At 51.0% G+C, this 14,714-nt stretch carries 14 protein-coding genes; all 14 read left to right on the forward strand.

Annotated elements, in window-relative coordinates; all coding sequences use genetic code 11:
* The first annotated feature begins 123 nt into the window (after positions 1-123).
* The 14 genes from ACX93W_RS03025 (at position 124) to recA (ending at position 14,633) form a co-directional block, all read left to right on the forward strand.
* The gene (locus tag ACX93W_RS03025; RefSeq protein ID WP_459390832.1) at positions 124-942 is read left to right on the forward strand and encodes a ClpP family protease; all 819 of its coding nucleotides are present in this window, start codon (positions 124-126) and stop codon (positions 940-942) included.
* Positions 939-1,166: a YlzJ-like family protein gene (locus ACX93W_RS03030; RefSeq protein ID WP_459390833.1), complete on the forward strand. Its 228-nt coding sequence runs from the start codon at positions 939-941 to the stop codon at positions 1,164-1,166. The genes ACX93W_RS03025 and ACX93W_RS03030 overlap by 4 nt, the downstream gene beginning before the upstream one ends.
* 71 nt (positions 1,167-1,237) lie before the next feature.
* Entirely contained in the window at positions 1,238-3,940 is a 2,703-nt protein-coding gene (locus ACX93W_RS03035) for an FtsK/SpoIIIE family DNA translocase (protein WP_459390834.1), read from the forward strand.
* A gap of 164 nt (positions 3,941-4,104) precedes the next feature.
* Complete coding sequence (sleB, locus tag ACX93W_RS03040) at positions 4,105-4,884, forward strand: spore cortex-lytic enzyme (RefSeq protein ID WP_459390835.1); 780 nt, start codon at positions 4,105-4,107, stop codon at positions 4,882-4,884.
* A 117-nt stretch (positions 4,885-5,001) separates the two neighbouring features.
* Positions 5,002-6,276 (forward strand): EF-P 5-aminopentanol modification-associated protein YfmF, encoded by a 1,275-nt coding sequence (yfmF, locus tag ACX93W_RS03045; RefSeq protein WP_459390836.1) that lies wholly within the window; start codon positions 5,002-5,004, stop codon positions 6,274-6,276.
* Between the two features lie 3 nt (positions 6,277-6,279).
* Positions 6,280-7,566 carry an EF-P 5-aminopentanol modification-associated protein YfmH gene (yfmH, locus tag ACX93W_RS03050; RefSeq protein WP_459390837.1) on the forward strand — a complete coding sequence of 429 codons (1,287 nt, stop codon included), beginning with the start codon at positions 6,280-6,282 and terminating at the stop codon, positions 7,564-7,566.
* A complete protein-coding gene (gene ymfI, locus ACX93W_RS03055) occupies positions 7,563-8,309 on the forward strand; it encodes an elongation factor P 5-aminopentanone reductase (RefSeq protein WP_459390838.1) in 747 nt (248 codons plus the stop codon). The genes yfmH and ymfI overlap by 4 nt, the downstream gene beginning before the upstream one ends.
* Positions 8,310-8,421: 112 nt before the next feature.
* Entirely contained in the window at positions 8,422-8,673 is a 252-nt protein-coding gene (locus ACX93W_RS03060; protein WP_459390839.1) for a DUF3243 family protein, read from the forward strand.
* Between the two features lie 202 nt (positions 8,674-8,875).
* Positions 8,876-9,643 carry a DUF3388 domain-containing protein gene (locus tag ACX93W_RS03065; protein ID WP_459390840.1) on the forward strand — a complete coding sequence of 256 codons (768 nt, stop codon included), beginning with the start codon at positions 8,876-8,878 and terminating at the stop codon, positions 9,641-9,643.
* Positions 9,644-9,722: 79 nt separating this feature from the next.
* Positions 9,723-10,619, forward strand: coding sequence for a RodZ domain-containing protein (locus ACX93W_RS03070; protein ID WP_459390841.1), 897 nt, complete (start codon positions 9,723-9,725; stop codon positions 10,617-10,619).
* A 35-nt stretch (positions 10,620-10,654) separates the two neighbouring features.
* The gene (locus ACX93W_RS03075; protein WP_459390842.1) at positions 10,655-11,146 is read left to right on the forward strand and encodes a YajQ family cyclic di-GMP-binding protein; all 492 of its coding nucleotides are present in this window, start codon (positions 10,655-10,657) and stop codon (positions 11,144-11,146) included.
* A gap of 168 nt (positions 11,147-11,314) precedes the next feature.
* Positions 11,315-11,890 (forward strand): CDP-diacylglycerol--glycerol-3-phosphate 3-phosphatidyltransferase, encoded by a 576-nt coding sequence (gene pgsA / locus ACX93W_RS03080; RefSeq protein ID WP_459390843.1) that lies wholly within the window; start codon positions 11,315-11,317, stop codon positions 11,888-11,890.
* A 110-nt stretch (positions 11,891-12,000) separates the two neighbouring features.
* Entirely contained in the window at positions 12,001-13,248 is a 1,248-nt protein-coding gene (locus ACX93W_RS03085) for a competence/damage-inducible protein A (protein WP_459390844.1), read from the forward strand.
* A gap of 335 nt (positions 13,249-13,583) precedes the next feature.
* On the forward strand, positions 13,584-14,633 hold the full coding sequence (gene recA / locus ACX93W_RS03090; protein ID WP_459390845.1) for a recombinase RecA: 1,050 nt from the start codon (positions 13,584-13,586) through the stop codon (positions 14,631-14,633).
* Positions 14,634-14,714 lie beyond the last annotated feature (81 nt).

Genomic DNA, 14,714 nt, shown 5'->3' on the forward strand with positions numbered 1-14,714 from the left:
GCGTTGGGAGCGATTGTTTGCGTTTGCGGAATGTTCAGGCCCTTCATGAATAAAATCCCGGCCCCGCTCCATACTAAGGGCGCGTATTCAAAAATGGGCATTAGTACAAGGGAGAAGTGAAATATGAGCCAGATTGGGACTAATCCATTAATCGGACAAGAGCAGCAGCCGGGCGCTGCGGGCGACGAAAGGAAGCTGGCGCCGCTGACGGAAAGCATCCAGCAGCTTGGCACGACGGGGCTGCCTGCACCGTCGGAATCCAATATTTTTTGCATGACCATCATCGGCCAAATTGAGGGACATTTGATTTTGCCGCCACAAAACAAAACGACAAAATACGAACATATCATTCCGCAGTTAGTAGCGGCGGAGCAAAACCAAAAAATCGAAGGTGTGTTGATTGTCCTCAATACAGTGGGCGGCGATGTGGAAGCGGGGCTAGCCATTGCGGAAATGATCTCTTCCTTATCCAAGCCGACGGTTACTCTTGTTTTGGGCGGAGGCCATTCCATCGGCGTGCCAATCGCGGTTTCGGGTAAGAGGTCTTTGATTGCGGAATCGGCAACGATGACGATTCATCCCATAAGGCTAAACGGCCTTGTCATTAGCGTTCCTCAAACCTTTGAATATTTGGACAAAATGCAGGACAGAGTTGTCCGTTTCGTTGTTTCCCATTCCGGCATCAGCGAAAATGCTTTTAAGGAGCTGATGTTTAAAACCGGAGAGCTGACGAGGGATATTGGAACTACGATTATCGGCCCCGACGCCGTTAAATACGGCCTAATTGATGCAGTAGGAGGACTGGGTGATGCGTTGAAGACGCTGAACGCCCTCATTGCTGAAAAACGGCAAACCCCGGATATCAGCAATCCCGTTCCTCCATTGCCTCCGCTGCCGCTAGCTGGACAGCCGCCTGTTATGGGAGGAGGAGCGACGATATGACTTTGTATACAACAATGCCGCTTGAGCTTGTACTCCAAAATAAAGAGGAAGAACGGGATGAATTTCTGGAGGTTTGGTCAGGAGGAATACGGATGCAGGTGGTTCCTGTCGCTCCAGGCGTTGGCCGGGTAGTCAGACTTCTGGAATGTCGCCTTGACGATTATCTGGATCCGCAATATACTCCCGGTTCATTGATCCAATATGGGCTTAAAGTCCAATCTTAGTGGATGCTGCCCAATTGAAAATAGTCCGTCCTTCTGAACTGTGCTATAATGATAAACCAGAGGTGACGGAATTGGCGAAAAAAAAGAGAAGAAAAAAGTCGGTTGCCGCAACGCTTAAATATGAAGTTTACGGCATTTTGCTTATTACGATTTCAATTATTGCGCTTTCCGGCGAGGCAACAGTGGGACGCGCTTTATCAAAACTGTTCGGGCTGATCCTGGGCAAGTTTTATTTTGTGCTGGCGCTTGTCGGCATTTTCGTAGGTCTTAGCGTAATGGTGAAGCGCGCTTGGCCGCGTGGCTGGACAAGCCGGAGAACGGGATTGCTTGTTTTTGTTCTGGCATTGGCGCTTAGCAGCGCGATTACCGAAATCAATACCCGTTTTGCGGGAGTGGAGCGGGAGGCCTTGTCCGGCGGCGTCATCGTCAGTGTGTTAAACGAGTCGTTGCAGGAGGAGCTGTTGGTTTCCCAGGCGATTCCCGGAGAGAGCATACGCGACAAAGCGATAAGCGGCGGATACACTGGCGCGCTTCTCTACGGCATGTTATTTTCTCTGTTTGGTTATTACGGCGCTTTCATCATTAATTTCGTCATGTATGCGATAGCGCTGATGCTGATTACCGGCAAATCTTATGTCGAGCTTATTTCTTGGTTGAAAAAACGGCTGCAGAGAGTGCTTAAGCTGCTTTTCGCCAAACTGAAGAGCAGCAAACGCCGACGTCGCAAGGCGCCGGTTGCCGCAGCGCATGACCGCAGCGGCGACGTCATGGCAAACGATACTGACGTTATTGAAGACGACGATCATTACGAGCCTGCGCCGCAGAAAAAAAGGAAATCGCTCTTTTTTGCATGGAAGCAGCAGGGCAGTGAGGAAACCGATCATGGCCATCATGATGAATGGCAGCTTCCGGAGCAAGAGCCGCCGGCCGGCAACGAAAGTTATCCCTATGGTGAAGAAGAAGCAGGGCCGTGGGAACAGTCGGGCGAAGTTCAGGAGGAAATGCGGAACGAGGATCATCACAGCGAAGAACTGCCTCCGTGGGGAGGAGAGGCCGTGGCGCCGGATAAGCTGGAGGAATGGGAACAAGCCATACATAATGAAGATGATCTTCAGCAAGAGCCATTCCAAGCTGCGCAACAGTGGAACGACGAACGGGAAAATCTCCATCCTGAATCCGGTCTGCAGCCATCTGGAGAGGAACTCCCGCTCGACCCGGAACAAGACCATGAAGGCGAAGTGGTCGGTGAATTGGTTGAGGGAACGGAGACGGAATTTCTGACCGCCGGAGGAGAAAACGCTCCGCGCAGACCGATAGCAGAGCCTCAATCTGTAGATATCTCAGCACCCAAGCCTTATCGTCTGCCGCCGTTTTCATTGCTTAACAAGCCTAGCGGGATGAGTAAAAGCGCCGAAGGCGCGGATATGTACGATTCAAGGCGCAAGCTGGAAGCCACGCTTGAAAGCTTTGGCGTACGGGCAAAGGTACTGGACGTAGTCCGGGGACCGGCCGTTACCCGTTATGAAGTCCAGCCTGCTACCGGCGTTAAAGTAAGCCGGATCGTGGGACTGACGGATGATATTGCGCTGGCGCTGGCGGCCAAGGACATTCGGATGGAGGCGCCGATACCGGGCAAATCCGCAATTGGCATCGAGGTTCCCAATTCCGAGGTTTCCGTCGTGACAATGCGCGAGGTGATGGAAACGCCGGCTTTCCAGAATGCGACTTCCAAGTTGTCCATCGCATTTGGCAGGGATATTTCCGGCATGACGATTGTAGGCAACCTGGCGCGAATGCCCCATCTTCTTGTAGCGGGAGCAACGGGTTCCGGCAAGTCGGTGTGCATCAACGGCATTATAACAAGCATTCTGTATAAGGCAAAGCCCGATGAAGTCAAATTTCTTATGATCGATCCCAAAATGGTGGAGTTGAACGTATACAACGGCATTCCCCATCTGCTGGCTCCGGTCGTTACCAACCCGCGCCGCGCGTCGCTGGCGCTCAAAAAAATTGTAGTAGAGATGGAGAAGCGATACGAGTTGTTCTCCAAATCAGCTACCCGCAATATCGAAGGATACAATGCCTTGATGGAGGGCAACCCAAGCGCGGTTCTTCCTTACATTGTGGTCATCGTCGACGAGCTTGCGGATTTGATGATGGTAGCGGCAAATGATGTCGAGGATGCGATAGCGCGCCTTGCCCAAATGGCGCGGGCAGCGGGCATTCATTTGATTATAGCGACCCAGCGTCCTTCGGTAGACGTTATAACGGGCGTTATCAAGGCCAATATTCCTTCCCGGATTGCCTTTGGCGTTTCTTCCCAAGTGGACTCCAGAACGATTCTGGATTCCGCCGGTGCGGAAAAACTGCTGGGCCGGGGCGATATGTTGTTCCTGCCGGTTGGCGTATCCAAGCCAACCCGCGTGCAAGGCGCTTTTTTGTCCGACAGCGAGGTGGAAGCGCTGGTTGCTTTCGCGCGCGATCAAGGAGAAGCGGAGTACAAGGAAGATCTTGTTCCGGAAATTGACGATGAGAGCACCGAGGATGGCGTGGTGCTGGACGAGCTGTTCGACCAGGCCGTGCAAATCGTCGTAGAAGCCAAGCAGGCTTCCGTGTCGCTTCTCCAGAGGCGCATGAGAATTGGGTATACCCGCGCTGCTCGGCTGATTGACCAGATGGAGGCCAAATCAATCGTTGGACCTTACGAAGGCAGCAAACCAAGGGAAGTATTGGTTACGCCCGAAATGCTCGAAGCCAATAAGATAAGCTCCTGATTTGATCTGGACCGGCAACCGTTAGTTTGGTTGCCGGTTTTTTTATGTCCGGAACTGGCTTCCCATGGCAAGAGTTTGCATAGAAGGCGGTTATCTTTCTCATACTAGAGTCAGGCAACGCTTCCTGAAGCAAACTAACTTGCAAGAGAAAGGCAGATTCCGACATGAGACATTACTTATTAACGGTAACGGTGGTTATCGTTATGCTGCTGTTTGGCACCTTTTCTCTATTTAAGGGATATGGCGGAGGAACGGAGGCAGCTTTTACGGGCGCCACGCTCCGGGTTGGCTCCAGCGGCCAGGATGTAAATGAGCTGCAAGGCCGTTTGACGTATTTGGGTTATTATAACGGGGCCATTGACGGCGTATTTGGCTCCAAAACCAAAGGCGCGGTTACCTGGTTTCAATGGAAATTCGGCTTAAAATCCGATGGCGTCGTTGGTGCGGCGACCAAAAAGAAGCTGGTCGACGCTACGAAAAACTGGAAGCCGGGCAGCACTGCCGGAGGTTCCGCCGGCGCAGGATCATCGGGAGGCGGTTCAGCCACTGCGGGGAATCCGCCGCTGCAGAAATCGAACCGGCTTGGCCTTACCGAAAACGATATTCAGATCATGGCCAACGCGGTGTACGGCGAAGCGCGCGGCGAACCGTATGAAGGCCAAGTGGCTGTTGCGGCCGTTATTCTGAATCGCGTGAAAGATGAAAACTTCCCCAATACGGTCTACGGGGTCATTTTTCAGCCACGGGCGTTTACGGCGGTGGATGACGGCCAAATTTATTTAACGCCGAATGCCAGCGCCAGAAAAGCAGTGGAGGATGCGATTGGAGGCAATGACCCCACGCAAGGCTGCCTGTATTATTTTAACCCGGAAACGGCCACCTCCAAATGGATCTGGACCCGGCCTCAATTCAAGACCATCGGCAAACACATTTTCTGTATGTAAAAACATAGATCAGCCGCTGAAGGAAGCAGTCATTTCTGCCAAGTGCAGAGGTGGTTGCTTCTTCCATTTAGTGTGAAGTAAAATAATGAAAAAGCGTACCTGAAAGGGGCATGACGCGTGAGTGAATTTCAAAGAGGGCAGCTTGGCGCAATCAACCTCCATGTTCTTCCGACAAAGGTTTTCAAAACATTTGCCATATCGCTTTACGCCGGTGTTCCGCTTCACGAGGAAACGGTAACGCCGGTCGCCTTGTCGCCGTTTGTGCTCAGGAGAGGCACGGCCGCAACACCGGAAAGTATTGCTTTTCGGGAAAAGCTGGATGATATGTATGGAGCCGGTTTTGGATTTGACGTGTACAAAAGGGGCGATGCCCAGATCGTGCAATTCCGGATGGACGTAATTAATGACCGCTTTGTATCCACTAATCATTCCTTGTTGGCGGAAGCTCTAACCTTTTTAGGCGATGTGGTGAGCGAACCTCTTCTGGAGGAAGGGAAATTTCGCGGCGCCTACGTCGAATCGGAGAAGGAAACGCTGCGGAATCGGCTGCAAGCCATTGTTAACGATAAAATTCGTTATTCCGCTGAACGCTGCGTAGAAGAGATGTGCAAGGATGAGCCGTATCGTCTGCAGGCATTGGGCCGCATTGATGAGATAGCCGGCATAACCCCGGAAGCGCTGTACCGGCATTATTCGTCCTGGCTGGACAATGCCGCACTTGATTTGTACGTTGCAGGGGATACGACCCTTGAAGAGGTTGCCGAGCTGGCAGGCAAAGCCTTTAAGCTGAAGCCGAGGCAGCCCGGCGCCTATAGCGCGCCCGACAAGGGGTATTCCATCAAAGAGACAAGATGCGTTGTGGAGGAAATGGATGTCAACCAGGGCAAGCTTAACATGGGCCTCAGAACCGGCGTTACATACGGAGACGACGCTTATGCGGCAATGCTGATGTACAATGGCATATTGGGCGGTTATCCCCATTCCAAGCTGTTCCGTAATGTCCGTGAAAAAGAAAGCTTGGCCTACTACGCATCCTCAAGGCTTGACGGGCATAAGGGCATTTGCGGCATTCAGTCTGGCATCGAATTTCAAAATTATGATAAAGCGCTGGCTATTATTACTGAGCAATTGGCCAGCATGTCCAAGGGCGAGCTGTCCCAGCTGGAAATGAATCAGACCAAAGCAATGATTACGGGACATTTGCGCGAGATACAGGATTCCGCCTACGAGATGATTGCCTACGATTTTAACGGTGTAGTAAGCGGCAACCGGCGGACACGGGATGAATTAATGGCCCAGATCGCTGCTATTACGCCGGAAGACGTCGCAGAGGTCGGCAAGCGAGTCCGGCTGGAAACCGTCTATTTCCTGCGAAACCGGAAGGAGGCGTAACTCATGGAAAAGCTGGATTACCAACATGTACAGGAAACGTTGTACCGCGAAGTGATGGATAACGGCCTTGAGGTTATCGTGCTGCCCAAGGAAGGTTTTAATAAGACCTATGCCACTTTCTCCACTCGCTACGGCTCCATTGACAATCACTTTTCGGTTGGGCAAGGCGAACCGGTAAAGGTGCCGGACGGCATCGCCCATTTTCTGGAGCACAAAATGTTCGAAGAGCCGGAGGGAGATATTTTCGCCAAATTTGCTTCGCAAGGCGCTTCGGCTAACGCGTTTACCTCCTTTGACCGGACCGTTTATTTATATTCCGCCAGCGAGCAGGTGTATGAAAATTTGAGCACCTTGATCGACTTTGTGCAAAATCCTTATTTTACGGACGAAAATGTGAATAAGGAAAAAGGGATCATCGAGCAGGAAATCAACATGTACCGCGACAATGCGGATTGGCGCGTTTATTTTGGCCTGATCGAATCGCTGTACAAAACGCACCCCGTCCGGATCGATATAGCAGGAACGGCGGAGTCCATCTGGCAGATTGACAAAGAAACGTTATACAGCTGCTACCATACCTTTTACCACCCGTCCAACATGCTTCTGTTTGTCGTAGGCGGTGTTCAGCCGGAAGAGGTTTTCCGTCTTGTGAGGGATAATCAGAGCAGCAAGTCGTTTCCCGATCAAGGAGCGATCTCCCGGATTTTCGAGGAAGAGCCGGAGGAAGTGCAGTCGCCGCGAAAAGTTGTGAAGCTTTCTGTATCGCAGCCTAAATGCATGTTTGGCTTCAAGGAGCAAAAAACGGGCTTTACAGGCGACGAGCTGCTGAGACATGAAATAGCTGCCAAACTGATGATGGAAGCGCTGCTGGGGCCAAGCTCGAAGCTCTATCAAGGGCTTTACGAGCAGAAGCTCATTTCGGATTCCTTCGGACATGAATACAATTCCACAAGCGACTATGGCTTTTCTGCGATGGGCGGCGATACGCCGGATCCCGACAGGCTGCTTTCGGAAATCCAAACTGCGATAAAAGAAGCCAAAGAAGCCGGAATAACAGATGAAGCTTTCCAACGCGCCAAACGAAAAAAAATTGGCGGTTACCTGCGTATGCTGAACTCCCCCGAAGCTATCGCGGGCGAATTTACCCGTTACCGGTTCCGTGAAAGCGACATGTTCCGGGTTTTGACCCATTATGAAGACTGCACGCTGGATGAAGTGAACAAGCGGCTTCGCGAACATTTCAACTTTGACCGTCTTGCGGTATGTATCGTGGAGCAGCCCTCGGAATGAAGACGCTGCAGGAAACGACGGTTTTGATTACGGGGGGCAGCAGGGGGATCGGCTCCGCGATTGCAAAACGATTTGCATCGGAAGGGGTTAACATTGTTTTACATTATTTGCAGTCCCATGAGCAGGCGAATGAAACGGCAAGAGCCTGCATGATGCTTGGAGCCAATGTAATGACCATATCAGCGGATCTGAAATCAAGTGATCAGCTGGCACGGATGCGCGACAAGCTTGACAGCCACGGCATCAAGCCCGATATTCTGGTCAACAACGGAGGTATAGCCCATTATGGGCTGCTGAGCGATGTGAGCGAGCAGGAATGGGATGATGTCATGGCTGTAAATTTGAAGGGGATGTTTCTTTGCACCCAGCTGTTTATGAAGCATATGGTGTCCCAGCGTTACGGGCGCATTATTAATGTATCCTCGGTTTGGGGAATGTCCGGCGCATCATGCGAAGTCCTGTATTCCACGACCAAAGGCGGCATGAACGCTTTCACCAAGGCGCTGGCCAAAGAGCTGGCGCCCTCCGGCGTGACCGTTAACGCGGTTGCGCCCGGCGTCGTGGATACATTGATGATGGACAATTTTAATCCTGAGGAAAAAGCGGCGCTGGAGCAGGAAATACCGGCGGGACGTTTTGGCTCGGCGGATGAAATTGCGTCTCTGGTTTATTTTTTATCACTGCCGGAATCTTCTTACATCACGGGACAAATCATCAGCCCCAATGGGGGCTGGCATACATAGACCTGCGCAAGCAGGAGATGCCAATGGGCAAACCGAATAAACTTCTCCTCCCGGGGCTATCCTAATGACTGTTGATGATTCTTTTTCACACCAACCGAGGAGGCGAAAAGGCATGTCGACTGTTCTGACGAACTTTGAAACCTGGAAGCATTTTTTGGCCGACCGCATTGAGCAAGCCAAAAAAATGGGGATGTCGGAGGACACCATTTCGAAGCTGGCTTTTGAAGTCGGAAGTTTCCTGGACGAAAAAGTGGATCCCCGCAATGATGAAGAGCGAGTGTTAAAGCAGCTATGGGATGTTGGCGATGAAGCCGACAAAAAAACGATAGCGCGCTTGATGATGAAGGTCGCGGAACAATCATAGCAGGCATCATACCAAGCGGAAAAGCCTCCTGACGGGAGGCTTTTCTGCAATGAATCCATTCCGTTTGCAGGATTGTGGCGAAATTTGTAGAATAGACTGTGGGATAGTAAAATGAAGATCGGATAGAAAGACCGCACAGAATCTAAAGTGGACTTTTTGCACAACTTCTTATATCATTCAAGTTTAGGACGGTGAAAGCATCTTGGAGACAAAACAGTGGTACATGGAGTACAAAATACATAAGAACCGCCCGGGCTTGTTAGGGGATATCGCTTCGCTGCTCGGTATGCTTGGCGTCAACATTATGACGATCAACGGGGTCGAGGATCGGACCAGGGGCATGCTGCTGCAAACGGACGATGAAGAAAAGATAGAACTGCTTGGCAAGATGCTGCAAAAAGTGGATAATATTACAGTGAACAAGCTGCGTGCTCCAACGATTGTGGATATTTTGGCGGTTCGCCATGGCAGATATATTGAACGGGATTCCGATGACCGCAAAACGTTCCGGTTTACGCGTGACGAGTTGGGTCTGCTTGTTGATTTCTTGGGCGAAATTTTCAAAAGGGACGGCAATCACGTCATTGGCTTGCGCGGCATGCCGAGAGTAGGCAAAACGGAATCCATCATTGCGGGAAGCGTTTGCTCCAACAAGAGATGGACTTTTGTATCCTCTACGCTGCTTCGCCAAACGGTGCGCAGCCAGCTTTCGGAAGAGGAAATGCAGCCAAACAATATTTTTATCATTGACGGGATCGTAAGCACTATTCGCTCCAACGAGCGTCACTATGCTCTGCTGCAGGAAATTATGTCAATGCCTTCCACTAAAGTGATTGAACATCCCGATATTTTCATTAAGGAATCGCATTATGACTATAGTCATTTTGATCTAATCGTGGAGCTGCGCAATACGCCGGATGAAGAGATTACATACGAGACGTTTACCGCACATTATTCTGACGATTTTTAATATGGATTGATGCTTGCGAAGCGGGAGGGAGAGCGTAATGGCGCACTCCGCCGCTTACGCTTGGAAAGGAGGCTTTTTCATGTCTGATTTAGGCGCGTTGCTTCGCAAAGCGCGGGAAGAGCGGGGCTTATCGCTGGAAGACATACAGGAACTGACGAAAATAAGAAAAAGGTACCTGGAAGCAATTGAATCCGGGGATTATCGCGTGTTGCCGGGAACTTTTTACGTGCGCGCATTTGTGAAAAATTATTCGGAAGCGGTTGGTCTGGATCCCGATGAAGTGCTGCGTTTATATCAGCATGAGGTTCCTGCTGCTCCCGTGGAGCAAAATGCGGAGCCGATTCCGGCCCGAAAGCCCCGTCGCATCAAAGCTCAAACCTCCGACCGGCTGGGCAGATTCGGCTTTAATCTGCTCATGTGGAGTTTTCTTATTCTGATTGTCATCCTGATTTGGTTCTACGTGATCAATAAAGACGACACCGATACCAATAAGCTGGAGGAGACGCCGATTACGGACAATGCAAGCCCTCCGCCGGATAATAGCAGCGGCAGCGGCAGCGGGGCAACGCCTTCGGTTTCGCCTTCCGCTACGCCGGAGCCTACTCAATCGCCGACTACCGTTACGTTCAGCAGCAAGGTAGGCAAAGCGGATCAATTCGATATCGGACCGGCAGGCGGCACCTTTAAAGTGCAGCTGAAGGTAACAGGCGGCAGAAACTGGGTCGAGGTGCGGACCGGAAGCGCTGGCGGCGAAAAGCTGTATTACGCAAATGCCGAAGACGGAGCCGTTCAGGAATACGATTTGACCGGACCGCTTTACATTAACGTTGGCCGTTCCGATTTTACGGAAATTACGGTTAACGGGGTGCTGGTGCCCGACGGCGACAGAGCCGCATCCAAAAAATTGTTGCTCCAGCCGCTAATTGCCGAGCCTGAAGGAGCGGAATCTCCCGAAGGAACGCAAACAGCGGAATAATGAATAAATAAAGGCATGGAAACGGAGAGTGAAGCATGAGCTCGGAAAGTTTTTTTGATATTGTATCCAAAGTGGATATGCAGGAGTTAGGAAATGCAATTACTCAAGCGGAACGAGAAATCGAAACGCGGTTTGATTTCAAAGGAAGCAAAAGCAGCATTTCGCTTGAAAAAGAGGATATTGTGGTTGGCTCCGACGATGACTACAAGCTTAAAAGCGTAGTGGATATTTTGCAATCCAAAATGGTCAAGCGTGGCGTTCCGATCAAAAATATGGATTTTGGAAAGATTGAAGGGGCTTCCGGCGGCACAGTGCGCCAGCGTATCAAGCTCAGACAAGGCATTGAGCAGGACGTTGCCAAAAAAATCAATACGATGATCCGTGATTCCAAGATAAAAGTAAAAAGTCAGATTCAAGGCGACCAAATTCGCGTTACGGGAAAAAGCCGGGATGATCTGCAGGCTATCATTGCCATGTTGCGCGGAGCGGATTTGCCTGTGGAGCTTCAGTTTACCAACTACCGTTAATCAATTTTGCAGAAACTGGAAGTGAATGGGATGTTTGAAGAAAAGACTGCTGCGGGAATTGCCCGTGCTTCCGGAAATGTCAGCCCGGGGACAATATGCAGGTCCGCCCCCATATGCGGCGGTACAGAGTCTGTATGCTGGTTTGAATGTTCCGGGGAGGGAATGTAAGTGAATTTAGCCAACCGTATAACGCTGGCTCGTATTTTTTTGGTGCCGGTCATTATGTTTTTTTTGCTGATCAATGTTAATTTGGGCTCGTTTTCCATTTCTGACTATACGATTACATATAATCAATTAGTAGCCGCGATTATTTTTATCGTAGCGGCAAGCACAGATGGATTGGACGGCTACATTGCCCGAAAAAACAAAATCGTTACCAATCTGGGCAAATTGCTGGATCCGCTAGCCGACAAACTCCTGGTTGCTGCCGTGCTCATTTCGCTGGTAGAGATGGACAAGTTGAATGCGTTAATCGCCATCATTATTATCAGCCGCGAATTTGCAGTTACCGGCTTGCGTCAGATCGCGCTTCTGGAAGGCACGGTCATGGCGGCGAGCAAATGGGGCAAATGGAAAACGGCCATTCAAATTACGATGATCATCGCTTTGCTGCTTAACAATTTCCCGTTTGCGTTATTTGATTTTCCGTTCGACATCATCTCCAGTTGGGTTGCAGCGGCCATCACGCTTTATTCCGGTTTTGACTATTTTATGAAAAACAAAAAACTGATACCGGTTGAATAAGGCTTAACCGTTATTAAAGGCGAGCGAATCTTTAAGAGCACTTTTCCGCAGGACGGAGAAGTGCTTTTCCATCGAGAAAAACTGCCAGAACCAAGAGGAGGAGCAAGTGGATGAAAGCTGAAATTATTGCGGTTGGAACGGAATTGCTGTTGGGTCAAATTGTCAACACGAATGCTCAGGCGTTGTCGCTGAAATTGGCGGAGCTTGGCATTGATGTATATTTTCAGACGGTTGTAGGCGATAATGCCGCAAGGCTGAGGCAAGCCATCGAGATCGGCCGGAGCCGCGCGGATCTCCTTGTTTTCACAGGCGGCCTGGGTCCGACTCAGGATGACCTGACAAAAGATGTGCTGGCCGACTACCTGGGTCGGGAGCTGATCATGCATGAGCCGTCCATGGACGCTATACGGAATCTGTTCTCTTCGCGGGGCATGGATATGGTCGAAAGCAATCGCAGGCAAGCCCATATGCTGCAAGGCAGCCACCCACTCGAAAATACAACGGGGCTGGCGGTCGGAAACGCGCTGGAGCAGGATGGAACGTTGTACGTGCTTCTTCCGGGACCGCCTAGAGAGATGGTTCCCATGCTGGAAGGTCCTACTCAGGACTGGCTTCGCTCCATGCTGGGCGAAGAGCGTCCTCTATTCTCCCGTCTGCTCAAATTTGCAGGTATTGGAGAATCCAATCTGGAAGCCAAGCTGCTGGATTTGATCGAGGGGCAAAACGATCCTACCCTGGCGCCGTATGCGAAGGAGGGCGAAGTATCCATTCGCGTCTCTACAAAAGCGGCGACTTCGCAGGAAGCCGACGAGCGGATTCAAAAAGCCGTCGATCTCATCACCGAACGCGTCGGAGAGCATCTATACGCCCAGCAGGACGTTCCGATCGAAGCGGAGATCGTGCAGCTGCTGCGGACATCCGGAAGGCGTCTGGCAAGCGCTGAGAGCTGCAGCGGAGGACTGTTCGCAGAGCTGGTGACGAACGTGCCGGGCAGCAGCGGGGAGTTTGTCGGGGGCGTGGTTACATACACCAACGCGATGAAGCACCAGCTGCTGGGCATCCCTATGTCGCAGCTGGAGGGAGAAGGCGCTCCCGGCGCAATCAGCGAATCCACGGCCGCGCTTATGGCGGAAAACGTGCGCAGAATCTGCGATGCCGATTTTGGCGTATCCTTGACTGGAGTGGCGGGCCCGGCGGAATCGGAGGGCAAGCCTGTAGGGCTTGTTTATTTCGCTATAGCGGAGCGGGACAAAGAAACCGTTGTCCATAAGGTCCAGATGAGCGGCGGACGCTCCATGATCAGACTGAGAGCCGTCAAAGCGGCGCTTTACAGGCTGTGGCTGGCGCTGCGGGCTTAAGTAAATGAGGTTGTCAAATGAAGAATCATGGCGTATAATGGACAATAGTTGATCGGAAGAACCGTGGCGAAGATTACTTTGCTGCGGTTTTTTTATGTTCATTCTCAATCTATCAGGCAGCGTGCCATTCGGAATTCAGGCACTACAAACTTTGCGGAATGGGGGAACGCGGGGGCGATGAATGAAGCCTGCTTTTGCGGCGGCTGTTTTTTCCGGCCGTTTAGAGGGCTGTTTCATCCGCAATAAAAAATACGAATGTTTGTTCGAAAAAAGGATTGGCAAAGCTTCGGAAATGAGTTATGATATCAATATAAATCGTGAAGGATGTGAGTGTGTTGGCGGATCGTCGCGCAGCTTTGGACAACGCCCTTCGTCAAATTGAGAAGCAATTTGGCAAAGGCTCCATTATGAAATTGGGTGAATCAACTCATATGCAGGTTGAGACCGTGCCCAGCGGCTCCCTTGCCCTAGATATTGCACTTGGAATCGGCGGTTTGCCGCGAGGAAGAGTTGTAGAAGTTTACGGACCTGAATCTTCTGGTAAAACAACGGTTGCTCTCCATGCTATCGCAGAGGTGCAACGCATTGGCGGACAAGCTGCTTTTATCGATGCGGAGCATGCGCTTGATCCACTGTATGCCAGCAAGCTTGGCGTCAACATCGATGAATTGCTTCTTTCGCAGCCGGATACCGGCGAGCAGGCGCTAGAAATTGCGGAAGCGCTGGTACGCAGCGGAGCTGTTGACATCATCGTTATTGACTCCGTAGCGGCACTTGTGCCAAAAGCTGAAATCGAAGGAGATATGGGCGACTCCCACGTAGGTTTGCAAGCACGCCTTATGTCGCAAGCACTGCGGAAGTTGTCCGGTGCCATCTCCAAATCCAAAACGATCGCGATCTTTATTAACCAGCTTCGCGAGAAGGTTGGCGTTATGTTCGGCAACCCGGAAACAACGCCGGGCGGAAGAGCCCTTAAATTCTACTCCAGCGTACGTCTGGATGTTCGCCGTGTCGAGACGCTCAAGCAAGGCAACGATATGGTCGGCAACCGTACTCGAATCAAGGTCGTTAAGAACAAAGTGGCTCCGCCGTTCAAGCAAGCGGAGATTGATATTATGTATGGCGAAGGCATTTCCAAAGAAGGCAGCTTGGTTGATATCGGTGTAGAGATGGACATCGTACAAAAAAGCGGCGCATGGTTTTCCTACGACGGAGAACGTCTTGGACAAGGCCGTGAAAATGCCAAGCAGTTTTTGAAGGAGCATACGGAGATTTCAGCTGTCATCGAGAAGAGAATTCGCGATGCAAGCAATTTGTCCGCAACGGCAACACCTGCCAACTTCTCACAGGACGAAGAGGATGAGGATTTTGAAGAAGTGGAATAACGGATAAAACATAGGAAGCTTCGCTGCTCTACCAAGAGTGGCGAGGCTTTTTGTGTCATTGATGTTGTAATGGCAGTGGAA

The organism is Paenibacillus sp. CAU 1782, from assembly GCF_054551715.1.